This is a genomic window from Streptomyces sp. LE64 (assembly GCF_052606915.1).
Genome location: NZ_CP199708.1, coordinates 5,337,555 through 5,362,876, shown reverse-complemented (window position 1 = coordinate 5,362,876; position 25,322 = coordinate 5,337,555). Strand labels below are relative to the sequence as shown.

Here is a 25,322-nt window from a genome sequence, read left to right as displayed (position 1 = left end):
AACGATCCCCTCCGGTCCTCAACAGAGCGAAAGCGAAAGGCTTCGCCGCCGGGAGCATCTCCCGCACGTCTGCTGCCGAAAGACCGCCGGGCAGGCACCTTTACGCCTCGCTCGGGCCGGGGGACCGCCCCTTCCCCTCCACCTCCTCGACCTCCCCGCGCGGGAGGCCCGCCCGCGCCGGGCACCGGGGGACGTCGACCGCGCCCGAGGGGGAGTCGTCCGGTCGGTCGAGGGGGCCAGCGCGGCCGAGGGAGGGGCTCGCATGATCGTGAATCAGCCATCAACCGTCTTGGCGAAGCCTTAGTCATGTGCTCAAGGCAACCTCGGCCTCTCCTTTGCTATCTTCACGGTGGCCGGCGCGTATGTATACGTACACGGGGGACGGTATGGAAACACGGCCATCGGTTCAGCTCGTCGATCGTGAGCACGAACTGAGCATCTTAGCCGATCTGTTGAAGGACGCTGCGGAAGGACGAAGCAGTATTGCACTGATGACCGGACCCACCGGCAGCGGAAAGACCCGATTGATGCAGACGTTCTGCAAACGGGCGGAGGAACACCACGCGACGGTGCTCACCGCGGTGGCCTCTCCGGCGGAACGCTCAATTCCGTTGGGTGTGATGGATCAGCTCTTCCGGAGCGAGGCGCTACCGCGGGAGTTCAGGCACCGGGTCGGCGAGTTGCTGACGGAGGAACTGTCCACGAGTCGGGTTCGTGACCCGATCCTGGCGAACCAACCGAGCATCGCGGTGGCCCACGGACTCCGGTCCATCCTGCTGGAACTGGGCAGGCGCGGGCCCGTCGTCATGAGCATCGACGACCTCCAGTTCGCGGACGGCCCGTCCCTCCAGATGCTGTTGTTCCTGCAACGCAGGACGAAGGCGTCGCGGACGCTCCTCCTGCTCGCCGAGGCGCCCACGATCCGCTCGCCCCACCCGGTCTTCCACGCCGAGTTGTTCCGGCAGCCGAACTGCCACAAGATCCGCCTGGAGATGTTCACCCGGGTGAGCACGCACGCCATGATCAGGGCCAGGCTCGGCCCGGCCAGGGCGATGGAGCTCACCGATGCGTACCACGAGGCGTCGGGGGGCAGTCCGCTCTTCCTCTCCGCGCTGCTGGACGACCACGAGGCGGCCCACCGCACCCTCACCGGCTTCCACCGGAGCGAACCGGCCGTCCCCGACGAGGCGTTCCGCAACGCGTTGACCGGCTGCCTGTTCCTGGCCGGCCCCGCGGTCCTCGAAGTCGCCTGCACGGTGGCCGCGATGGAGGCCGAGGGCACGTCCCCGGCGTCCATCGCCCACATCCTCGGGAGGAACACCGCCACCGTCGAGCACGCCATCGCCACGCTCACCGCCACGGGTGTGCTGCGTTCCGGCAGGTTCCGCCACCCCGCCGCCCGCACCGCGGTCCTGGAGCAGGTTCCCCCGGACCGTCGGCACGAACTCCACCTGCGGGTCGCCACCGTGCTCCAGAACGAGGGCTCACCGCCCGTGGTGGTCGCCGAGCAGCTCGTCGCCGCGAACAGGGCGCCCGAAGGCTGGATGATCAACGTCCTGAGGGAGGCGGCCCGCACCGAGTTGGCGGCGGGCCGGGCCGAGACGGCGGGCGAGTACCTCAAGCTGGCCCTGACGTACGGCACGGACGGTCGTCAGCTCGGCGCGCTCATCGCGGACCGCATGCGCCTCGACTGGCGGACCTCCCCGCTGCGCGCGATGCGGCACACCCCGTGGCTCAAGGACGCGATGCGGCGCGGGCACCTGTCGGGACAGGACTCCGCCCTGCTGATCCGCAGTCTGCTGTGGCACGGACGGTACGCCGAGGCACGCGAGTCGCTGACCCTGTGGGAGGAGGACGAGGCCAGAAGCCACGGCTTCCCCTCGGAGGAGCTGTCGACCTTCAACCGCTGGGTCGGGTACACGCACCCCTCGCTGGTCGCCGCCGCGGAAGCCGCCCCGGTGCCCGGGACGTGGGTCGAGGGCAGGCAGCGGGCGGGCGGGACGCCGGTCCTGGGGTCGCGGGCCTGCGTCAGACCGGTGCGCTCGTCCGGGCGGAAGTCGATCAACGAGTTGGCCAGGCTCCTCGCCCAGGGCCCCGACGACGACACGCTGACGATCACCGAAGGCGTCCTGCACAGCGTCGGGCTGGGTGACGGCACCTTCGAGTCCCTGCACGCGGCGCTGCTCGCGCTGCTCTGCGCGGACCACCCCGACAAGGCGGCCGCCTGGTCGGAGGAGTTGCTGAAGGTCGCGGCGCAGCACGGTGCCACGTGCTGGCAGGCCGTGTTCGCGGCGGTGCGCGCGGAGGCCGCACTGCGCCAGGGAGACATGACGACGGCCGTCCGGCACGGGGAGGCGGCCCTGGCCCACCTCTCCCCCACCGGCTGGGGCGTGGCGCTCGGCAGTCCGCTGGCGACCCTGATCCTGGCCCACACCCACCTGGGGCAGTACGAGCAGGCGGCGCAGTACGTGCGGCTGCCCGTGCCGGACGTGCTCTTCGACTCGCGGTACGGACTGCACTACCTCCACGCACGCGGGCAGTTCCACCTGTCGCGGAACAGGCCCGGCGCGGCCCTGGCCGACTTCGAGAGCTGCGGGCGCCTGATGGAGGAGTGGGGCATCGACCTGCCGTCGCTCGTCCCGTGGCGCGGGGGCGCGGCCGAGGCGCTGTTGGCGCTCGGTCACGGCGGCAGAGCCCGGCTCCTCGTGGAGGAGCAGTTGAGACATCCCGGCAACAACCTTCCCCGTGCGCGGGGCGCCTCGTTGCGCGTCCTGGCCGCGGCCTCGGACCCGTCGGACCGCCCGGCCCTCCTCCACCAGGCGGTCCGGCTGCTCCATCCGGACGTCGGAAGGTTCGAGTTGGCCCGGACGATGGCCGACCTCGCCGACGCCTACCGGGAGTCGGGTGATCCGGCGCAGGCCCGGACGATGGCCGACCGGGCCGCCGGGATGCTGCGGTCGTGCCGTGTGGCCACGGAGTGGGAACAGCCCTCAGCGGTGCCGGGCCCGGTGCATCCGCCGGAACCCGAACCGGTTCCGGTCGAGGAGGGACCGGACGGCGCCGAACTGCTGACGGACGCGGAGCGACGGGTCGCCGAACTCGCCGCCGTGGGGGCGACCAACCGGGCGATAGGGCGCAAGCTCTACATCACGACCAGCACCGTGGAGCAACACCTGACACGGGTCTACCGCAAGTTGAACGTCAGCCGGAGGGGCGACCTGGCGCTGCGACTCAACATCGTCCCGGCCGGAGCCGAGTCCGCCTGACCCCCGGCGCCCGCCCCGACGGGGCCTACGGCTCGTAGCTCCACTCCAGGAAGCGCTCGATCTCGTCAGCGGCGCGCAACGCACCTCCCGCGTTGCGCGCCCAGCGCTGTCCCTCCCGCACGGACCGGGCGATCCCGGGATCGGCCACCAGGGCGGTGACCACGTCGGCGAGCGTGCCGAGTGCGGCGCGGTCCGGGGACACCCTCGCGCCCAGGTCCAACTCGACGACCCGGTCCGCCACCGCACGCTGCCGGTGCGACGTCGGCACGGCGACCAGTGCGGTGTTGAAGTAGAGGGACTCCATCACGCTGTGCAGGTCCGAGTGGCAGACGAACACGGCCGCCCGACGCAACACCGTGGCCCACGGCACGTGGTCGTGGAGTTCGACGTTGAGGGGCGGGCCGTCGGCCGCGAAAAGGCTTTCCGATGCGCCGTTCGGTGTGAGCACCACCACATGGAGCGACTTCTCGGCAAGGGCGGACACACAGGCCCGGAGGGATTCACGTCCCCCCTCGATGAGTTCGGGGTCGAGTGCGAGGAACACCACGGGAAGGTCGGTGGACGGCGGAATCCACTGGTCGATCACCCCGCACTCGGGCGTACAGGTTCCGACGAACGCGACGCTGCCGTCAAAGAGCTCCCCGTCCGTCTGGAATTCCCTGGGCAGCAAAGCAATCGAAAGGGGCTCGGGTTTCGTGTAGAAGTTGCTCGGCGCCCCGCCCGCCATTCCTCCCGGAGTGAGGAAACGGTAGAGGCGCTCCCTGATGTGGCCGGGCAGTCTGCTGGCGCAGGAGCCGTCGTCGACATCCGTGGACTCCGGGGAGGCCCCGGGCTCGGCGGCATCCTGGGCCCGTTGCGCGAACGACGGCAGTATCTGGACCGCGGGCCTGCTCCAACGGCAGGTCAGGAATCGGGCGGTGGCGTGCACCGACGTCTCGTAGAGCACCAGGTCGGGCGGGTCGTCGTCACGGAAGGCGGCATCGACCTCCTCGGCCCAGTCGAGGGCGTCCGCGACCGACCGGGCGTCGGCCGGGCCGCAGTCCTCGGGGTTCGCGTCCACCCCGAGGGTGGGACAGGAGTCGTGAACGAGGACGTCGACGCCGGTGGCGGCGGCGGACGGGGCGAACTCCCGGGTGGTGACGTAGGTCATCCGATGGCCGCGGCGTCGCAGTTCCCGCACGATCGGCAGCACCGAGCGGGTCTGCGACTCGGCCGGTGCGTTGAGGACGACGATGCGGTAGCGCGTCGCGGGGCGCTCGTCAGCGAGGAGGAGGGACGATGCCGCCCGACCCCTCCGGGGCGCCGACGTCCGCGAGTGCTGACGGACGGACGCCGGTTCACGGCTTTTCTGGAAGGCCGACAGCTCACGCAAGAGGGATCGCATCCTGTGTCCGGGCGCCGGGCACATCACGCGCAAGGCGCTGTACGAGTACGGCCGTCCGACCCGACCGACCCCACTGAAGGTTCCGACCGAATCGAATCCGCCAAATTATTCCGTGCACATTCATCACGCTGAAGAACCAAGCGATCGGCGATGCGACCCATATTGAACGGACAAATGCAAGACTGCCATGAAACGGGAGACGTTCCCCCAACCGATCCCGCCCACTGTAAACGATCGCCATCGACATGACAAAGCCCCTGTGCCCCCTAAGGGTTCGCATTGCCGATTTCACGCCACACCCATTGGACCATGTGACCGAATTCCGGCGGGCATGCGCGAGGCCCCGGTGCGCGAGTATGCGACACCGGGGCCTGCATTTCGGACGACCTTTCCCGCAGGGGCGCGGGGCTTCCGGTCAGGGCGTGTTGTTCACCCCGAGGGAGCGCATCCACGTCTCGACGGCCTCGGCGGTGGACCGGGCCGACTCCTCCAACAGCGTGAAGTGGTTGCCGGGGACCTCGCGCAGGGTGTGCGGAGCCGGCCAGGAGGAACGCCAACCTCCGTCGTCGACTCCGGTGCCGGCCGCGGGGTCACCGGGGCCCCCTCGCCCGTCACCACCGGCGAGCCCGTCGAGGAAGGACTCCGCCGGCCTGATGAACAGGACCGGCGCCGCGACCTCTTCCGGCACGCACCGCCTCATCAGGGCGCTGTACCGGCCCATGGCCGACAACCTGGTCGTGGAGAACGTCCCGAAGTGTTTCTCCCGCGCCATCATTCCGTCGAGCATGCTCGCCCACAGCCCGTCGGTGGCGCCGGTGGACGGCCCGTCGCTCCCGTCGAGGGGAAGGTACGTGTCGAGCAGCACGATCCCGGCGGGTGTCGACCCCTCGCGTTCCAGACGGGTGGCGGTCGCGTGCGCGAACTGACCGCCGGAGGAGTACCCGACCAGTGCGAACGACCGGTCACCCGCCAACTCCCGCACGCTCCGGGCGAAGTGGTCGACGACCGCGTCCACGGAATCCGGCAGCGGTTCCCCGTCCACGAAGCCGGGCGGGGTGACGACGTGGACCTCCCGCACGTCCCGGAAGCCGGCCGCCAGCCGGGCGTACTGCTGGGCACCGGCGAGCGCCATCGGCGACGGGAAGCAGATCAGCAGGGGTCCCGCGGGGCCCGTGGCCAGGCGCACCGGTGGGCAGCGGTCTCCGAGCCGGACGGCGGACCCGAAGGAGGGGCGCAGCTCCGCCACGGCCCCCAGCAGGGCCGTTCCCTCAACCATCCTGCCGTCGCGCACGGCGGCACGGAACAGTTCGCTGACCGTCTCCGGCGTACCGCTCGACTCGACGACGGCCGGGGTGGCGGAGACCCGGTCGGCGTCGCCACCGGCCGGCGGGGCGGTGACCAGGTACGCGGCTAGACGGGCCGGCGTACCGAGGTCGAAGACGGCGGAGGCGGGGAGTTCGAGACCGGTGGCACGCCGGAGGTGCCCGCGCAGTTCCGTCGCGGAGAGCGAGTCCACACCCACGTCGAGGAAATCGCGTTCCGGATCGAGCTCACCGGCGGAGTCACGGCCGAGCACCACGGCCGTGTGCTCCAGCACGACCTCGGTCAGCAGCTTCTCCCGCTCCGGCTGGCCGAGTTCGTGGAGCCGGGCGCGGAGCCCGTCGCCCGCCCCGTCGTCCTGACTCCCGTCGGCTCCCGCCGGCTCCGTCCCGTCCGCCATGACCCCGCCGAAGAGCGCGGGCGACGTGATCCAGTAGCGACGGTGCTGGAAGGGATACGTCGGCAGGTCGACCGCGCGGGCGGCGCCCCCGTACAGGGCCGACCAGTCCACCCCCGCACCGGCCGCGTACAGCAGCCCCACTCCGGTGAGGAGGGCGGTGGATTCGTCCCGCCGTCCGCGCATCAGGGGCACCACGGTGATCCGTTCGGCGCCCTCGGGGCCCAGGGCCGGCCGGACGAGTGCGGAGAGCACCGCGTCGGGCCCGAACTCGACGTACCGGGTGACGCCCCGCGCCGCGAGGGTGTGGACGGCGTCGGTGAAGTGGACGGTTTGGTGGATATGGGTGACCCAGTACTCCGGGCTGGCCAGTTCGGCGGGGTCGGCGTGGGTGCCGGTCACGGTGGACACGAAGGGGAGGGTGGGTTCGCTGTAGTCCAGGGTGCGGGCGAGTTGAGCGAACTCGTCGAGGACGGGGTTCATGAGAGGTGAGTGGAAGGCGTGGGACACCTTCAGGTAGGTCGCCTTACGGCCCTGGGCCTTGAGCGTGTCGACGATGGTGCCCACGGTGGCGGTGGTGCCGGAGACGACGAGGGAGTTCGGTCCGTTGATCGCGGCGATGGCCGCGTCCGTGGCCTCGCCGAGGAGGGCGCGGACTTCGTCTTCGGTGGCTTGGAGGGCGGCCATGGTGCCGCCTTCGGGCAGGGCTTGCATCAGCCTGCCGCGGGCCGCGACCAGAGCGGCTGCGTCGGCCAGGGAGAACACGCCGGCCACGTGCGCGGCAGCGATCTCACCGATCGAATGCCCCGCCACCACGTCCGGCCGCACTCCCCAGGACTCCACCAGGCGGAACAACGCCACCTCGATCGCGAACAACGCCGGCTGCGCGAACTCCGTACGATCCAGCAGGGCGGCCTCCTCCGAACCCTCCGCGGCGAACATCACCTCCCGCAGCGGCTTCGGTAGCGATGCGTCGAGGTGCCCGCACACCTCGTCCAACGCGTCTGCGAACACCGGGAACGCCTCCACCAACCCACGCCCCATGCCCAGCCGCTGCGCACCCTGCCCCGTGAACAGGAACGCGGTCCTTCCGCTCGGGTGGGCGGTGGCGCGGGCGAGATGGGGAGCGGGGGCGTCCTCGACGAGGGCGGTGAGGGCGGTGGTGAGGTCGGCGGCGTCGAGGGCGACGACGGCGGCCCGGTGGACCAGGTGGGCGCGGGTGGTCGCGAGGGAGTGGCCGATGTCGACGGGCGACGGGGCTTCGGGGTCTTCCAGGAGGCGGAGCAGGGCGGATGCCTGGTCGCGCAGGGCTTGGGGGTCAGCGCCGGAGATCGGCCAGAGCACCGGTGCGGGGGCCGCCCCCCGCGCGGGGCCCTGGTTCTGGGCGCCCACGGCTCCCGGGGCCTGTTCGAGGATGACATGCGCGTTGGTGCCGCTGATGCCGAAGGAGGAGACCGCGGCACGGCGCGGCCTGGTGGCGTCCCAGGGCCTGGGTTCCTCCAACAGCTGGACCCGCCCCGCCGACCAGTCCACCTTCGAGGAAGGTCGGTCCACGTGCAGCGTCTTGGGGAGCACCCCCCGGCGCATCGCCATGACCATCTTGATGACCCCCGCCACCCCCGCCGCGGCTTGGGTGTGGCCGATGTTCGACTTGACGGAGCCGAGCCAGAGGGGATCGTCCGCGGGGCGGTCGCGGCCGTAGGTGGCGAGGAGTGCCTGGGCCTCGATGGGGTCGCCGAGGACGGTGCCGGTGCCGTGCGCCTCCACCACGTCCACCTGGTCGGCCGAGAGCCGGGCGTTCGCCAACGCGGCCCGGATGACGCGTTGTTGGGCGGGGCCGTTGGGGGCGGTGAGGCCGTTGCTGGCACCGTCCTGGTTCACCGCGGAGCCCCGCACCACCGCGAGCACCCGGTGACCGTTGCGCCGGGCGTCCGACAACCGCTCCACCACCAGCACACCCACCCCCTCGGCGAATCCGGTGCCGTCCGCCGCCTCCGCGAAGGACTTGCACCGACCGTCCGTGGCGAGCCCCCGCTGCCTGCTGAAGTCGAGGAACGTTCCCGGCGTGGACATCACGGTGACGCCCGCGACGAGTGCGAGCGAGCACTCGCCGCCCCGCAGGGCCTGGGCGGCCAGGTGGAGCGCCACCAGCGAGGAGGAGCACGCCGTGTCCACCGCGACCGCAGGTCCTTCGAAGCCGAAGGTGTACGCGACCCGCCCGGGGACCACGCTCCCGCTGCCGTAGCTGTTGACGTAGTCGTGGTACATCACTCCGGCGAAGACACCGGTGGGGCTGCCGCGTAGCGCCCCCGGGACCAGCCGGGCATGCTCCAACGCCTCCCAGGCGACCTCCAGCAGCAGCCGTTGCTGGGGGTCGATCGCCCCGGCCTCCCGTGGCGCCACTCCGAAGAAGACGGGGTCGAAGTCCCCCGCGTCGTGGAGGAACCCACCACGACGGGAGTACGAGGTGCCGTCGTGCTCGGGGTCGGGGTGGTAGAGGGCGTCGAGGTCCCAACCCCGGTCGGTGGGGAACCCGGTGACGGCATCGCCCCCTTCGGAGACCAACCGCCACAGGTCCTCGGGCGAGCGGACCCCGCCGGGGTAGCGGCACGCCATCCCGACGACGGCGAGGGGCTCCCGTGCGGCGGCGGTCAACTTCCGGTTCTGTTCGCGCAGCCGCTCGGTTTCCTTGACCGATGCCCGAAGCGCGTCGACGAGTTTCGCGCCGGCGGGCGCGGGGGGCCGAGCGGCCCGGCCTGAACCACTGGTGGTCTCGGTCATCGCGGTGTCACTTCTCCCACGTCGTGTCGTTGACGTCGAACTCGTCCCGGCCGTCATATCCGTGGTCGTCTGCCGCGTCGTCGGCTCCGGCGTCCGCGAGGGCCATGCTGATCAGGGCGTCGGCGTCCATGGCGTCGATAGAGGCGGTGGTGGCGTCGCCGGGTTCCGTGCTTCCGCCGTCCTCAGCGGCGGACTCGATCCCCGCGAGTTCGAGCAGGCTCTCCATCAGGCCCGCCTCCCGCAGTCGGGAGAGCGGAATGGCCGCGAGGGCACTGCGGACCAGGGCCTCGGTCGAACCGCCCGCTTCAGCGCCTCGGTCCCCGAGCCCGAGTTCCTCCCACAGGTGTCCTGCCACGGCCCTGGCGCTCGGGTGGTCGAAGATGAGCGCGGCCGGCAGGCGCAGGCCGGTGGCCGTGCCCAGGCCGTTGCGGAACTCCACGGCGGTCAGCGAGTCGAAGCCCAGCTCGTTGAAGGACCGGTCGACGTCGACGGCCTCGGCTCCGACGTGGCCGAGCACCGCCACGACCTGCTCGCGCACCACCTCGACCAGCAGTTCGCGCTGTTCCTCGGCGGGTGCTCCGGCGAGCCGGGCGCGCAGGTCGTGGGCAGCGGCGGGCGCCCCCGTGGCGGCCTGGGTGACGCGGCGCCCGGGCGCCGGCCGGACCAGGCCGCGGAAGAGGGCCGGCAGTTCGCCTTCACCGCCCTGCGCCATGGCCCGTACGTCCAACGCGACCGGAACGAGGAGCGCGTCGTCGGGGGCGCCGCTGCGCTCCGTACCGAGGACGGCCGCGTCGAGGAGCGCAAGGCCCTGCTCCGCGGTGAGCGCGCCCGCGCCGGAGCGCGCCATGCGCTGGGTGTCGGCGCCGCTCAACCCGCCGGCCATGCCCCCGTCGTCCGCCCACAGGCCCCAGGCCAGGGAGGTCGCCGGCAGACCTCGGAAGCGTCGGTGCTGGGCCAGGGCGTCGAGGAAGGAGTTGGCAGCCGCGTAGTTGCCCTGTCCGGGAACCCCGAGCGCACCGGCTATGGAGGAGAAGAGCACGAAGGCCGACAGGTCGAGGTCACGCGTCAGCTCGTGCAGGTGCCAGGCGGCGTCGACCTTGGGCCTGAGGACCCTGTCCACGCGCTCCGGGGTCAGCGAGTCGATCACGCCGTCGTCGAGCGCCCCCGCGACGTGCACGACCGCGGTGAGCGGGTGCTCGGCGGGAACGGTGGCCAGCAGCTCGGCCAGCCGGGGCCGGTCCGCCGTGTCGCAGGCGGCGAACGTGACGTGCACGCCGCACTCGGTCAACTCCGCGCCCAGCGCGGCGGCACCCGGCGCGTCCTGTCCCCGCCGGCTGGTCAGCAGCAAGCGGCCGACCCCGTGCTCGACGACCAGGTGCCGCGCGACCAGGGCACCCAGGGCACCGGTGGCGCCGGTCACGAGGACGGTGCCGTCGGCGTCCCACGCCTTCGCCGGGCCGACCGCCGGGACGACGGCGCGGACCCGCGCCAGCCTCGGCACCGTCAGCCTGCCCTCACGCACGGACAGCTGGGGTTCCCCCGAGCCGACCGCCCCGGGCAGCGCGGTGAGCGAGGCGTCCGCGCCGTCCAGGTCGATCAGCACGATCCGGCCAGGGTTCTCCATCTGCGCGGAGCGCACCAGTCCGCTCACCGTGGCGCCCGCGAGGTCGGCGACCTCCCCGTCGACGGTGGGAACCGCGCCCCGGGTCACCACCACCAGCGTGGACTCGGCGAACCGGTCGTCCGTCAGCCAGGTCTGGAGGTCGGCGAGCGTCCGGTGCGTCAACCCGTGCACGGACGCGACCGTGTCGGCGCCCCCGGGCGCGGCGGCGTCGGCCACGACCGGCAGCACGACGATGCCGGCGTCTCCCGCGTCCCCGATCTCCGGCACCACCGTGGCGCTCCCCACCACCGTGGCCAGTGCCTCCGACCACGCGGCGGCAGCGGTGCCGACGACCGCCCACTTCCCGCTGTCGGCCCGGACCGGGGCAGTGGGTAGCCCGACCCAGTCCACGCGGTACAGCGAGTCGATGAACTCGGTCCGTGCTCCCGCCAGTTGTTCTTCGGACATCGGCCGCACGTCCAGGCGCTCCACCGATGCCACCATCTGGCCTGCGGCGTCCGTCGCCGCGAGCGACACCGCCCCGGCGCCCAGCGGACGCACCCGCACCCGCAGCACCGTGGCGCCGGTGGCGAACAGCTCGACCCCCGACCAGGCGAACGGCAGCCCGGCCCGTTCCCCCGCGGCGGTCAGCCCGATGGCGTGCAGTGCCGCGTCCAGCACCGCAGGGTGCACACCGAACCCGTCCACCGGCACCCCGTCCGGCAGGGCGACCTCGGCGAACACGTCGTCATCGAGCCGCCACGCGCTCCACAGACCGCGGAACGCAGGTCCGTACGACAGACCGCCGTCCGCGAACCGCTCGTACACCCCCTCGACCGGCACGGGCACCGCACCGGCCGGAGGCCAGACCGCGAACTCCGTACCGCCGCCGGCGGACGCCGTTGCCGCGAGCGTGCCCGACGCGTGCCGCACCCACGGCGCCTCGTCCACGGCTCCCTCCCCGCGCGAGTGGATGCTGAAGGCGCGGCGGCCCGAACCGTCCGGCGCCTGCACCACGAGCTGGGTGTGGACGGCACCCCGCTCCGGAAGCACGAGCGGCACTTCCAGCGTCATCTCCGTGAGCACCGGGCACCCTGCCCGGTCGCCGGCAGCCAGGGCCATTTCCACGAAGCCGGTGCCGGGGAACAGCACCGTGTCGCCGACCGCGTGGTCGACCAACCAGGGCTGGGCCCGAGTGGAGAGCCGACCGCTGAGGAGCAGACCGTCCGCCTCGGCGAGCACCACGGCCGCCCCGAGCAACGGATGATCACCACCGCCCGCGGCCGCACCGAACGGGGAGTAGCCGTCGATCCAGTACCGCTGTCGTTGGAAGGGGTAGGTGGGGAGGTTTACGGGTCGGGTGTGGGTGTGGGGGGTGTGGGTGGTCCAGGTGATGGGGTGGCCGTGGGTCCAGAGGTGGGCGAGGGTGGTGAGGGTGTGGTGGGGTTCGGGTTTGTTGCGGTGGAGGAGGGCGTGGGCGTGGGTGTTGTCGGGGAGGAGTGGGGTGGTGAGGGCGGTGAGGGTGGTGTCGGGTCCGATTTCGAGGTAGCGGGTGACGCCGTCTTCGGTGAGGGTGTGGATGGCGTCGGTGAAGTGGACGGTTTCGTGGATGTGGGTGACCCAGTGCTCCGGGCTGGCCAGTTCGGCGGGGTCGGCGTGGGTGCCGGTGACGGTGGAGACGAAGGGGAGGGTGGGTTCGCTGTAGTCCAGGGTGCGGGCGAGTTGGGTGAACTCGTCGAGGACGGGGTTCATGAGGGGTGAGTGGAAGGCGTGGGAGACCTTCAGGTAGGTCGCTTTACGGCCCTGTGCCTTGAGCGTGTCGACGACGGCGCCGATGGTGGTGGTGGTGCCGGAGACGACGAGGGAGTGGGGTCCGTTGATCGCGGCGATGGCCGCGTCCGTGGCTTCGCCGAGGAGGGCGCGGACTTCGTCTTCGGTGGCTTGGAGGGCGGCCATGGTGCCGCCTTCGGGGAGGGCTTGCATCAGCCTGCCGCGGGCGGCGACCAGGGCTGCTGCGTCGGCGAGGGAGAACACGCCGGCCACGTGCGCGGCAGCGATCTCACCGATCGAATGCCCCGCCACCACGTCCGGCCGCACTCCCCAGGACTCCACCAGGCGGAACAGGGCCACCTCGATGGCGAACAACGCCGGCTGAGCGAACTCCGTACGGTCCAGGAGCGCGGCTTCGTCGGACCCCTCGGCGGCGAACATCACCTCCCGCAACGGCCTCGACAACAACGGATCCACCACCCCGCACACCTCGTCCAACGCGTCTGCGAACACCGGGAAGGTCTGGGCGAGTTCGTGTCCCATGCCGGGTCGTTGTGCGCCTTGGCCGGTGAAGAGGAACGCGAGGCGGCCTTCGCTGGTGGTGTCGTGGATGGGGTGTTGGTTGGTGGTGATGGCTTTGAGGCCGGTGATGGTGTCGTGGTGGTGGGCGGTGATGATGGCCGCGCGGTGGTCGAGTTGGGCGCGTTGGGTGGTGAGTGCCGCGGCGAGGTCGTGGTGGTGGGGAGCGTTCTCTGATTCCAGGAGGTCCAGCAGGGCTTGTGCCTGTGCGGTGAGTGCCTGGGGGGAACGGGCGCTGAGGAGGAGGGGAACCGGCGCGGTCGAGGTGGGCCGGGGCACGTCCTCGACCACCGGCTCCTCGGGAGCCTCCTCCAGGATCACGTGCGCGTTCGTCCCGCTGATGCCGAACGACGACACACCAGCCCGCCGAGGCCCCACGGCCTCCCAAGACCTGGACTCGGTCAACAACTCGACCCGTCCCGCAGACCAGTCCACCTTCGACGAGGGCTCGTCCACGTGCAGCGTCCTGGGCAGGACCCCGTGACGCATCGCCATCACCATCTTGATGATCCCCGCCACCCCCGCCGCGGCCTGGGTGTGACCCAGGTTCGACTTGATGGAGCCGAGCCAGAGCGGCTGCCCCGCGGCGCGGTCGCGGCCGTAGGTGGCCAGGACCGCCTGGGCCTCGATGGGGTCGCCGAGGACCGTACCGGTGCCGTGCGCCTCCACGGCGTCGATCTCGTCGGTCGACAGACGGGCGTCCGCCAACGCCGCCCGGATGACGCGCTGTTGGGAGGGGCCGTTGGGGGCGGTGAGGCCGTTGCTGGCACCGTCCTGGTTCACCGCGGAGCCCCGCACCACCGCGAGCACCCGGTGACCGTTGCGCCGGGCGTCCGACAACCGCTCCACCACCAGCACACCCACCCCCTCGGACCAACCGGTGCCGTCCGCCGCCTCCGCGAAGGACTTGCAGCGGCCGTCCGCCGCGAGCCCCCGCTGCCTGCTGAACTCCAGGAAGGTGGCGGGCGTGGACATCACCGTCACGCCGCCGACCAGGGCGAGCGTGCACTCTCCGCTACGTAGTGCCTGCCCCGCGAGGTGCAGCGCGACCAGGGACGAGGAGCAGGCGGTGTCCACGGTGACCGCCGGGCCTTCCAGACCGTAGGTGTAGGCGATGCGACCGGAGACGATGCTGCCCGCGCTGTGGCTCGTCGGATAGTCGTGGTACATCAGCCCCGCGAAGACGCCGGTAGCGCTGCCCTTGAGGGTGGCCGGGTCGATGCCCGCGCGCTCGAACGCCTCCCAGGACGCTTCCAGCAACAGACGCTGCTGGGGGTCGGTGCTCAGCGCCTCGTTCGGGCTGATGCGGAAGAAGTCGGCGTCGAAGTCGGCGGCGTCGTGGAGGAACCCGCCCTTGTCGACGTAGGTGGTGTCCGGACGCTCACCCTTCGGGTCGTAGATCGCACGGGTGTCCCAGCCGCGGTCCTCGGGGAACGCGGAGACCGCGTCCCTGCCGTCGGAGACCAGGCCCCACAGGTCCTCCGGGGACGTGATGCCTCCGGGGTAGCGGCAGGACATGCCGACGATGACGATCGGGTCGTCGCTCGCCGGCCCCTCGTTCCTCACCACCTCGGCGGTGGCGGTGTCGAGGGTGCCGAGCAGTTCGTCGAGGAGGAAGTCGGCGAGGTCGCCGGCGGTCGGGTAGTCGAAGACGAGGGTGGCCGGCAACCGCAGGCCCGTCGTCTCGTTCAGCCCGTTGCGGAGTTCGACCGCGGTGAGGGAGTCGAAGCCGAGGTCGCTGAAGGCGCGGTCGGGGGCGATGGACGCGGGGTTGGCGTGGCCCAGCACCTCGGCGATTCCGCCCCGCACCACGTTCAGCAGCGTCCGCTCGCGCTCCGCCGGGGAGAGGGCGGAGAGCTTGCGGTGCAGGGAGTCGGCGGTGGTTCCGTCACCGACTGCGGCGGTACGGCGCGCGGCGGGAACGAGGTGGTGGAAGAGCGGGGGCAGTTGTGTGCCCTGTGCGCGTAGTGCGTCGAGGTCCAACCGCACCGGCACCAACGCCGACCCCGCACGCACCCCCACATCAAACAACCGCAAACCCTCCCCCACCGACAACGGCAACACCCCACCCCGCGCCATCCTCAACCGATCACCCTCCGACAACCCACCACCCATACCCCCCACACCCTCATCCCCCCACACACCCCACGCCAACGACACACCCGACAACCCACCCGCAACCCGCCACTCCACCAACCCATCCAAAAACGCATTCCCCGCCGCATACGCCCCCTGACCCGGCACACCCAACACACCAGCAGCAGAAGAAAACACCACAAAAAACTCCAACCCCAACCCACACGTCAACTCATGCAAATTCCACCCACCCAACACCTTCGGCCGCAACACCCCACCCAACCGCTCCACCGACAACGACCCCACCAACCCGTCATCCAACACACCCGCCGCATGCACCACACCCACCAACGGAAACTCCTCAGGAATCCCCGCCAACACCCCAGCCAACGCCCCCCGATCCGCCACATCACACGCCACCACCTCCACCGACACCGCCCCCAACCCCACCAACGACTCCACCAAACCCTCCACACCCACACCACCACCCCGACTCACCAACACCAACCGCCGCACCCCACACACCGACACCAAATGCCGCGCCAACACCACACCCAAACCACCCGTACCACCCGTCACCAACACCGTCCCCCCACCCACACCACCGACACCAACACCAGCACCAGCACCAGCACCAGCACCAGCACCAGCACCAGCACCAGTGCCAACCGCAGCCTCAACCCCAGCCGCCACAGACACACCCGCCCGCACCAAACGCGGCACCAACACCTCACCACCACGCACCACCACCTGCGACTCACCCACACCCAACACCCGCCCCAACACCCCAGACGACAAACCCTCCACACCCACCTCAACATCCACCAACACAAACCGCCCCGGATGCTCCGCCTCCGCCGACCTCACCAAACCCCCCACCGACGCCCCACCCAAATCACCCACACCAACCCCACCAACCGACACCCCACCACACGTCAACACCACCAACCTCGAACCACCAAACCGCTCCTCCCCCAACCACCACTGAACCCCCAACAACACCCGCTCCAACAACCCCGAAACACCCTCAACCACACCACCCACACCACCACCAAACGCCCGCAACACCACCACCCCAGGCACACCCACCACCACACCCGACACCACATCATCAAAATCCACCACATCAACAACACCCACAGAACCCACACCACCCACACCAGAACCACCCGCCACCACCCACTCCACCCGATACAACGACTCCGGGTACTCGGTGCGGGCCAGGGTGAGCTGTTCCTCGGAGATCGGACGCACATCGAGCCGGTCCACGGAGACGACGGCCCGCCCGGCGGCGTCCGCCACGTCGAGCGACACGGCGGTACCCGCGCCGGAGGCCAGCGGGCGCACCCGCACCCGTAGGGCGGTGGCGCCCGTGGCGAAGAGTTCCACCCCCGACCAGGCGAACGGCAGGGCCGCCCGTTCCCCGGCCCCGGTCAGGCCCACGGCGTGCAGCGCCGCGTCCAGCACCGCCGGATGCACGCCGAACCCGTCGACCGCGACCCCGTCGGGCAGGGCGACCTCGGCGAACACCTCCTCGCCCCGTCGCCAGGCACCGCGGAGCCCCCGGAACACGGGGCCGTACGACAGGCCGCCCTCCGCGTACCGCTCGTAGACGCCCTCGACGGTGACGGGTTCCGCCCCCGCAGGGGGCCAGACTCCGAGGTCGAAGGCGGCCGAAGCCCCGCGCGCCGCGGCGACCAGGGTGCCCGAGCCGTGCCGTGTCCAGGACTCCTCACCGGCGGCGTCCTCGCTGCGCGAGTACACCCGCACCGAACGGCGCCGGGAGTCGGCCTCGGGGGCGCCCACCACGATCTGCACCTGTACGCCGCCGCGCTCGGGCAGCACCAACGGCGCCTCAAGCGTCAGCTCCTCCACCACCCCGCACCCGACCTGGTCACCGGCACGGACGGCCAACTCCACGAAACCGGTGCCGGGGAAGAAGATCGCACCGCCGACGACGTGGTCGGCGAGCCAGGACTGGGTCTGCGCGGAGAGACGTCCGGTGAAGACGTGGCCGCGCGAGTCGGCGAGCGCGACGGCCGCGCCGAGGAGCGGGTGGTCGACGGCACCGAGGCCGATGGACTCCGGGTCGCCCTGGCCGTCCGGCTCCTGTTCCCAGAAGCTCCGGCGCTGGAAGGCGTAGGTGGGCAACTCGACGGGTCGGGCCCCGGTGCCCTCGAACACGGCGGGCCAGGCGACCTCGCCGCCCGAGGCGTGGTGTCGGCCGAGTCCCGTCAGCAGGCTCCGAGCCTCCGGGCGGCCCTTGCGCAACAGGGGCACGCACAGGAAGCGGGCCAGGCGTTCGGGCCGCTCGGCGCCCTCGGTCTCCTCCAGGCAGGTCTGCGCGAGCCCCGTCAGCACGCCGTCCGGGCCGACTTCCAGGAACCGGGTCACACCGCGTTCCACCGCGGTGCGCACGCCGTCGCCGAAGCGCACTGCCGCGCTGACGTGTCGCAGCCAGTACTCCACGGTGCGCAGGTCCTCGTCGGTCGCGCTCTCCCCGGTCACGGTGGAGATGACGGCCAGCCTCGGTTCACCGAACGACAGTCCTTCGAGCACCCGCCGGAAGTCGTCCAGCATGGGCTCCATCAGCCCCGAGTGGAATGCGTGCGACACCTTGAGGCGGGACGTCTTGCGCCCCTCGGCAGCGAGGCGATCGGCGATCCGGGTCACCGCCGCTTCGGAGCCCGAGAGGACCACGGCCCCGGGGCCGTTGACGGCCGCGAGGTCGACGTCCGGTTCCTCGGCGAGGAGGGGCGACACCTCGTCCTCGCTCGCCCGGACGGCGACCATGGCACCGCCCTCGGGGAGCGCCTGCATGAGCCTGCCGCGCGCTGCGACCAGGGCGCAGGCGTCCGCCAGCGAGAGGACGCCTGCGACGTGCGCGGCGGCGATCTCACCGATCGAGTGGCCCATGACGACGTCGGGCAGGGTCCCCCACGATTCCAGCAGTCGGTACAGGCTCACCTCGATCGCGAACAGGCCGGGCTGGGCGTACTCGGTCCGGTCGAGGAGCGCGGCTTCCTCCGAGCCCTCCTCGGCGAACAGGACGTCGTCGAGGGAGCGTTCGAGCAGGGTGTCGAGTTGCTCACGGATCTCGTCCCAGGCCCGACGGTAGGCGGGATAGGTTTCGTACAGCTCCCGTCCCATGCGCGGACGCTGGGCGCCCTGACCGGTGAACAGGAACGCGGTCCTGCCGCTGGTGCGGACGGCGTCGGCGAGGGTGCCGTCGGCGAGGGACCTGAGGCCGGCCAGCAGTTCGGCGGTGTCGGCACCGAGCACGGTGGCCCGCCGCTCCAGCGCGCCACGCCTGGTGGTCAGGGACCAGCCGACGTCGGTCGGGCTCAGCTCGCCGTGGTCAGCGACGTACGCGGCGAGGCGTGCGGCCTGGGCCCGCAGTCCGTCCTCGCCCCGGCCGGAGACGACCCAGGGCACCAACGCGCCGGACGCGGGCGCCTCGTCCGAGGAGGCGATCCGCTCGTGCCCGTGGTCGGGGGCCGCCTGCTCGATGATGACGTGGGCGTTGGTCCCGCTGATGCCGAAGGAGGAGACGCCTGCCCGGCGCGGTCTGCCGGCCTCCCAGGGGACCTCTTCGGTCAGCAGTCGCACGGCACCCGAGGCCCAGTCGATGTGCGTGGACGGTTCGTCGACGTGGAGGGTCCGGGGCAGGGTCCCGTGGCGCATGGCCATGACCATCTTGATGATGCCCGCCACCCCCGCCGCGCCCTGGGTGTGGCCGATGTTGGACTTGACGGAGCCGAGCCAGAGGGGCGCGTCGTCGGGGCGGTCCTGGCCGTAGGTGGCGAGGAGTGCCTGGGCCTCGATGGGGTCGCCGAGGACGGTGCCGGTGCCGTGTGCCTCCACGACGTCGATGTCGGCGGGGGCCAGTCGGGAGTTGGCGAGTGCCTGGCGGATCACCCGCTGTTGGGCGGGGCCGTTGGGGGCGGTGAGGCCGTTGCTGGCACCGTCCTGGTTCACCGCGGAGCCCCGCACCACCGCGAGCACCCGGTGCCCGTTGCGCCGGGCGTCCGAGAGCCGCTCCACCACCAGCACGCCCACCCCCTCGCCCCAACCCGTACCGTCCGCGCCGGCGGCGAACGCCTTGCAACGACCGTCACGGGACAGTCCGCGCTGACGGCTGAACTCCACGAAGGCGGCGGGCGAGGCCATGATGGTCACACCGCCCGCGAGCGCGAGGTCGCACTCGCCGCTGCGGAGGGCCTGCACGGCGAGGTGCAGCGCGACCAGGGACGAAGAGCAGGCGGTGTCCACGGTGACCGCCGGGCCTTCGAGACCGTAGGTGTAGGCGACCCGGCCGGAGACGATGCTGCCGGAACTGCTGCTGCCCGAGTAGTCGTGATAGACGACCCCGGCGAAGACGCCGGTGGCGCTGCCCTTGAGGGTGGCCGGGTCGATGCCCGCGCGCTCGAACGCCTCCCAGGAGGTCTCCAGGAGCAGGCGCTGCTGGGGGTCGGTGATCAGTGCTTCGTTGGGGCTGATGCCGAAGAAGTCGGCATCGAAGTCGGGCGCGTCGTGGAGGAACCCGCCCTTGTCGACGTAGGTGGTGTCCGGGCGGGTCCCGGTGGGGTCGTAGAGCCGGTCGAGGTTCCAGCCGCGGTTGCCGGGCAGGTCGGTGATGGCCTCGTCCCCGTCCGCGACCAGTCGCCACAGGTCTTCCGGGGACTCGACGCCTCCGGGGAAGCGGCAGGACATGCCGACGATGACGATCGGGTCGTCGGCGACGAGGCCGGTGGACGGGAGGACGACGGCCGCAGACATCTCCCCGGAGACCTCGGCCAGCAGGAAGTCGGCGAGGTCGCCGGCGGTCGGGTAGTCGAAGACGAGGGTGGCCGGCAACCGCAGGCCCGTCGTCTCGTTCAGCCCGTTGCGGAGTTCGACCGCGGTGAGGGAGTCGAAGCCGAGGTCGCCGAAGGCCCGGTCCGGGGCGATGGCCTCGGAGGTCGCGTGCCCGAGCACCGCTGCCACCTGTCCCCGCACCAGGTCGAGGACGACTTCGTGACGCTCGGACGCGGGGAGCACCGCGAGCCGTTCGCCGAGGGAACTCGCGGCGGCGACCGTCGTACGAGAAGCGGCCCGACGACGGGCCGGGCGGCCGGTGAGGTGGTGGAAGAGGGGTGAGAGCTGTGTGCCCTGTGCGCGTAGTGCGTCGAGGTCCAACCGCACCGGCACCAACGCCGACCCCGCACGCACCCCCACATCAAACAACCGCAAACCCTCCCCCACCGACAACGGCAACACCCCACCCCGCGCCATCCTCAACCGATCACCCTCCGACAACCCACCACCCATACCCCCCACACCCTCATCCCCCCACACACCCCACGCCAACGACACACCCGACAACCCACCCGCAACCCGCCACTCCACCAACCCATCCAAAAACGCATTCCCCGCCGCATACGCCCCCTGACCCGGCACACCCAACACACCAGCAGCAGAAGAAAACACCACAAAAAACTCCAACCCCAACCCACACGTCAACTCATGCAAATTCCACCCACCCAACACCTTCGGCCGCAACACCCCACCCAACCGCTCCACCGACAACGACCCCACCAACCCGTCATCCAACACACCCGCCGCATGCACCACACCCACCAACGGAAACTCCTCAGGAATCCCCGCCAACACCCCAGCCAACGCCCCCCGATCCGCCACATCACACGCCACCACCTCCACCGACACCGCCCCCAACCCCACCAACGACTCCACCAAACCCTCCACACCCACACCACCACCCCGACTCACCAACACCAACCGCCGCACCCCACACACCGACACCAAATGCCGCGCCAACACCACACCCAAACCACCCGTACCACCCGTCACCAACACCGTCCCCCCACCCACACCACCGACACCAGCACCAGCACCAGCACCAGCACCAGCACCAGCACCAGTGCCAGTGCCAGTGCCAACCGCAGCCTCAACCCCAGCCGCCACAGACACACCCGCCCGCACCAAACGCGGCACCAACACCTCACCACCACGCACCACCACCTGCGACTCACCCACACCCAACACCCGCCCCAACACCCCAGACGACAAACCCTCCACACCCACCTCAACATCCACCAACACAAACCGCCCCGGATGCTCCGCCTCCGCCGACCTCACCAAACCCCCCACCGACGCCCCACCCAAATCACCCACACCAACCCCACCAACCGACACCCCACCACACGTCAACACCACCAACCTCGAACCACCAAACCGCTCCTCCCCCAACCACCACTGAACCCCCAACAACACCCGCTCCAACAACCCCGAAACACCCTCAACCACACCACCCACACCACCACCAAACGCCCGCAACACCACCACCCCAGGCACACCCACCACCACACCCGACACCACATCATCAAAATCCACCACATCAACAGAACCCACAGAACCCACACCAGAACCACCCGCCACCACCCACTCCACCCGATACAACGACTCCGGGTAGCTCAGGCCGCTGCCGCCGGCGAGTTCGGCGGCCGTGGTGGGACGCACGGTCAGCGACTCCACCGAGGCGACGGGCTCGCCCATGGCATCGGCGACGTGCACGGTGAAGCTGTCACCGCCGAGCGGTGAGAGCCGCACCCTCAACGAGGACGCACCGGTGGCGTGCAGGGTGACCCCGCGCCACTCGGCGTTCAACCGCGGACGCGCGGGGCGCCCGGCCTCCGCCGCGGAGTCGAGCAGCGCCAGGCTTCGGACCGCGGCGTCCAACGCCGCAGGGTGCAAGCCGAACCGCTCGGCGTCCTTCGCCGCCTGCTCGGGCAGGGCGACCTCGGCGAACAGCTCGTCATCGAGGCGCCAGACGGCGCGGAGCCCCTGGAAGACGGTGCCGTACGTCAGCCCCGTCTCCGCGTACCGTTCGTGCAGGTCCTCGACCGACACGGGGATCGCCCCGGCAGGAGGCCAGGCTCCGAGGTCGGACTCGTCCGCCACGGCGCGCCCGCCGGTACCGAGCTCACCGAGGGCGTGCAGCGTCCAGGGGGCGTCCCCCACACTGTCCTCGGCACGCGAGTAGACCCGCACCGGACGGGTTCCCGCGCGGCCCGCCGGCGCCCCCACAGTGACCTGCACCTGTACGCCGCCGCGCTCGGGCAGCGCCAACGGCGCCTCAAGCGTCAGCTCCTCCACCACCCCGCACCCGACCTGGTCACCCGCACGGACGGCCAACTCCACGAAAGCGGTCTCGGGGAACACCACGGTCCCGGCTGCCACCCGATCGGCGAGCCAGGTGTGGCTGGCCGCGGAGAGGCGTCCGGTGAACAGCGCGCCGTCCGAGTCCGCGAGCATCATCGCGGCGCCCAGCAACGGGTGGTCGGCGGAGTCCAGTCCGGCCGACGCGATGTTGCCGGTCTCCGCGACGTTCTTGACCCAGTAGTGCTGGTGTTGGAAGGGGTAGGTGGGGAGGTCTACGGGCCGGGTGTGGGTGTGGGGGGTGAGTGCGGTCCAGGTGATGGGGTGGCCGTGGGTCCAGAGGTGGGCGAGGGTGGTGAGGGTGTGGTGGGGTTCGGGTTTGTTGCGGTGGAGGAGGGCGTGGGCGTGGGTGTTGTCGGGGAGGAGTGGGGTGGTGAGGGCGGTGAGGGTGGTGTCGGGTCCGATTTCCAGGTAGCGGGTGACACCGTCTTCGATGAGGGTGTGGACGGCGTCAGTGAAGTGGACGGTTTCGTGGATGTGGGTGACCCAGTACTCCGGGCTGGCCAGTTCGGCGGGATCAGCGTGCGTCCCGGTGACGGTGGACACGAAGGGGAGGGTGGGTTCGTTGTAGTCCAGGGTGTGGGCGAGTTGGGTGAACTCGTCGAGGATGGGGTTCATGAGGGGTGAGTGGAAGGCGTGGGACACCTTCAGGTAGGTCGCCTTACGACCCCGGGCCTTGAACGCGTCCACGATGGTGCCCACGGTGGCGGTGGCGCCGGAGACCACGACAGAGTTCGGCCCGTTAATCGCGGCGATGGCCGCGTCCGTGGCCTCGCCGAGGAGGGTCCGCACCTCGTCTTCGGTGGCTTGGACGGCGGCCATGGTGCCGCCTTCGGGCAGGGCTTGCATCAGCCTGCCACGGGCCGCGACCAGCGCTGCTGCGTCGGCCAGGGAGAACACCCCGACCACGTGCGCGGCAGCGATCTCACCGATCGAATGCCCCGCCACCACATCCGGCCGCACCCCCCAGGACTCCACCAGGCGGAACAACGCCACCTCGATGGCGAACAACGCCGGCTGCGCGAACTCCGTACGATCCAGCAGGACAGCCTCCTCCGAACCCTCCGCCGCGAACATCACCTCCCGCAACGGCCTCGACAACAACGGATCCACCACCCCACACACCTCGTCCAACGCCCCCGCGAACACCGGGAACGCCTCCGCCAACCCACGCCCCATGCCCAGCCGCTGCGCACCCTGCCCCGTGAACAGGAACGCGAGGCGGCCGTCCGTCACCGCGGCCTCCACGACGTGGGGGGCCTTCTCCCCATCGGCAACCGCCCGCAGTCCCGCGAGCAGGTCATCGCGTCCGGTGCCCACGACCACGGCGCGCCGCTCCAATTGGGCGCGCGTGGTGGCGAGCGCCGCTGCGATGTCGCTGAGAGGCGGAGCGTCCGCGCCTTCCAGCAGTTCCACCAGTTGCGCGGCCTGTGCGCGCAGCGCTGCCGGGCTCGCGGCGGACACGGGGCAGAGCGCGGGGAGGGAGCGCCCCGGTTGCTCGACGGCCTCCTCCGGGGCGCGCTCCTCCTCGGGGGCCTGTTCGAGGATGACGTGGGCGTTGGTGCCGCTGATGCCGAAGGAGGACACGCCTGCCCGGCGCGGTGCGGCGCCGTCCCATTCGACGGCTTCGGTCAGCAGCCGGACGTGGCCGGAGGTCCAGTCGACCTTGGTGGACGGTTCGTCGACGTGGAGGGTCCTGGGCAGGGTTCCGTGGCGCATGGCCATGACCATCTTGATGATGCCCGCCACCCCCGCCGCGGCCTGGGTGTGGCCCAGGTTCGACTTGACGGAGCCGAGCCACAGGGGCTTGTCGGCGGCCCGGTCGCGACCGTAGGTGGCGAGGAGCGCCTGGGCCTCGATGGGGTCGCCGAGGACGGTGCCAGTGCCGTGCGCCTCGACCGCGTCGACCTGGTCCGCGGAGAGCCGCGCGCTGGCCAGGGCGTCCCAGATGACGCGTTGTTGGGAGGGGCCGTTGGGGGCGGTGAGGCCGTTGCTGGCGCCGTCCTGGTTCACCGCGGAGCCGCGCACCACCGCGAGCACCGGGTGCCCGTTGCGCCGGGCGTCCGACAACCGCTCCACCAGCAGCAGGCCGACGCCTTCGGACCATCCGGTGCCGTCCGCCGCCTCCGCGAACGCCTTGCACCGGCCGTCCGCGGCGAGCCCGCGCTGCTTGCTGAAGGCGATGTAGGGGTCGGGGGTGGCCATCACGGTCGCGCCGCCGGCGAGCGCGAGGGCGCACTCGCCCTTGCGCAGGGACTGGATGGCGAGGTGGAGCGCCACCAACGACGAGGAGCACGCGGTGTCCACCGTCACCGCGGGGCCTTCGAGGCCCAGGGTGTAGGAGACGCGACCGGAGAGCACGGCCGCATTGCTGCCCGTGGACAGGTACGCCTCGGCTTCCTCGGGGAGCTTCAGTTCGAAGTAGGTCTGCCCGTTGGTGCCGGCGAAGACGCCGACGCGGCCTCCGCGCAGCGAGTCCGGTGCGATGCCACCGCGCTCGAAGGCTTCCCAGGCGGTCTCCAGCAGGAGGCGCTGCTGGGGGTCCATGGCGAGCGCCTCACGGGGCGAGATGCCGAAGAAGGCCGGGTCGAAGTGGCCCGCGTCGTAGAGGAATCCGCCCTTGTGGGCGTAGTCGGTCTCGCCGGAGCCGCCGGCGGCGTTCTCGGTCTCCCAGCCCCGGTCCTCGGGGAAGTCCCCGATGGCGTCACCGCCCGAGGCCAGCATCCGCCACAGGTCCTCGGGGCTCCGTACGCCGCCGGGGAGCCGGCAGCTCATCGCGACGATGGCGATGGGCTCTTGGCCCGCCTCCTCCATCTCCCGGAGCTGCTGCTTCGTGGCATGCAGGTCCGCGGTGGTCCGCTTCAGGTAGTCGAGGAGCTTCGCTTCGTTCACGTTCGCCATCGGGGCCTCGCCGTCGGTCATCTCCCG

4 protein-coding genes are annotated in these 25,322 nt (G+C 71.1%); 1 reads left to right on the top strand and 3 read right to left on the bottom strand.

Translation table 11 applies throughout. From position 1 onward, the window contains the following. Positions 1-362 precede the first annotated feature (362 nt). Entirely contained in the window at positions 363-3,266 is a 2,904-nt protein-coding gene (locus tag ACSMX9_RS23945) for a helix-turn-helix transcriptional regulator (protein WP_445396829.1), read from the top strand. A 25-nt stretch (positions 3,267-3,291) separates the two neighbouring features. On the opposite strand, the gene ACSMX9_RS23940 is transcribed toward ACSMX9_RS23945, so the two are convergent. From ACSMX9_RS23940 to ACSMX9_RS23930, 3 genes are all read right to left on the bottom strand, one after another. Continuing rightward, positions 3,292-4,638: a hypothetical protein gene (locus tag ACSMX9_RS23940; protein ID WP_445396828.1), complete on the bottom strand. Its 1,347-nt coding sequence runs from the start codon at positions 4,636-4,638 to the stop codon at positions 3,292-3,294. A 427-nt stretch (positions 4,639-5,065) separates the two neighbouring features. Beyond that, positions 5,066-9,205, bottom strand: coding sequence for a type I polyketide synthase (locus ACSMX9_RS23935; RefSeq protein ID WP_445396826.1), 4,140 nt, complete (start codon positions 9,203-9,205; stop codon positions 5,066-5,068). Continuing rightward, positions 9,156-25,295: a type I polyketide synthase gene (locus ACSMX9_RS23930; RefSeq protein WP_445403081.1), complete on the bottom strand. Its 16,140-nt coding sequence runs from the start codon at positions 25,293-25,295 to the stop codon at positions 9,156-9,158. Before ACSMX9_RS23930 ends, ACSMX9_RS23935 begins: the two co-directional genes overlap by 50 nt. Positions 25,296-25,322: the final 27 nt, after the last annotated feature.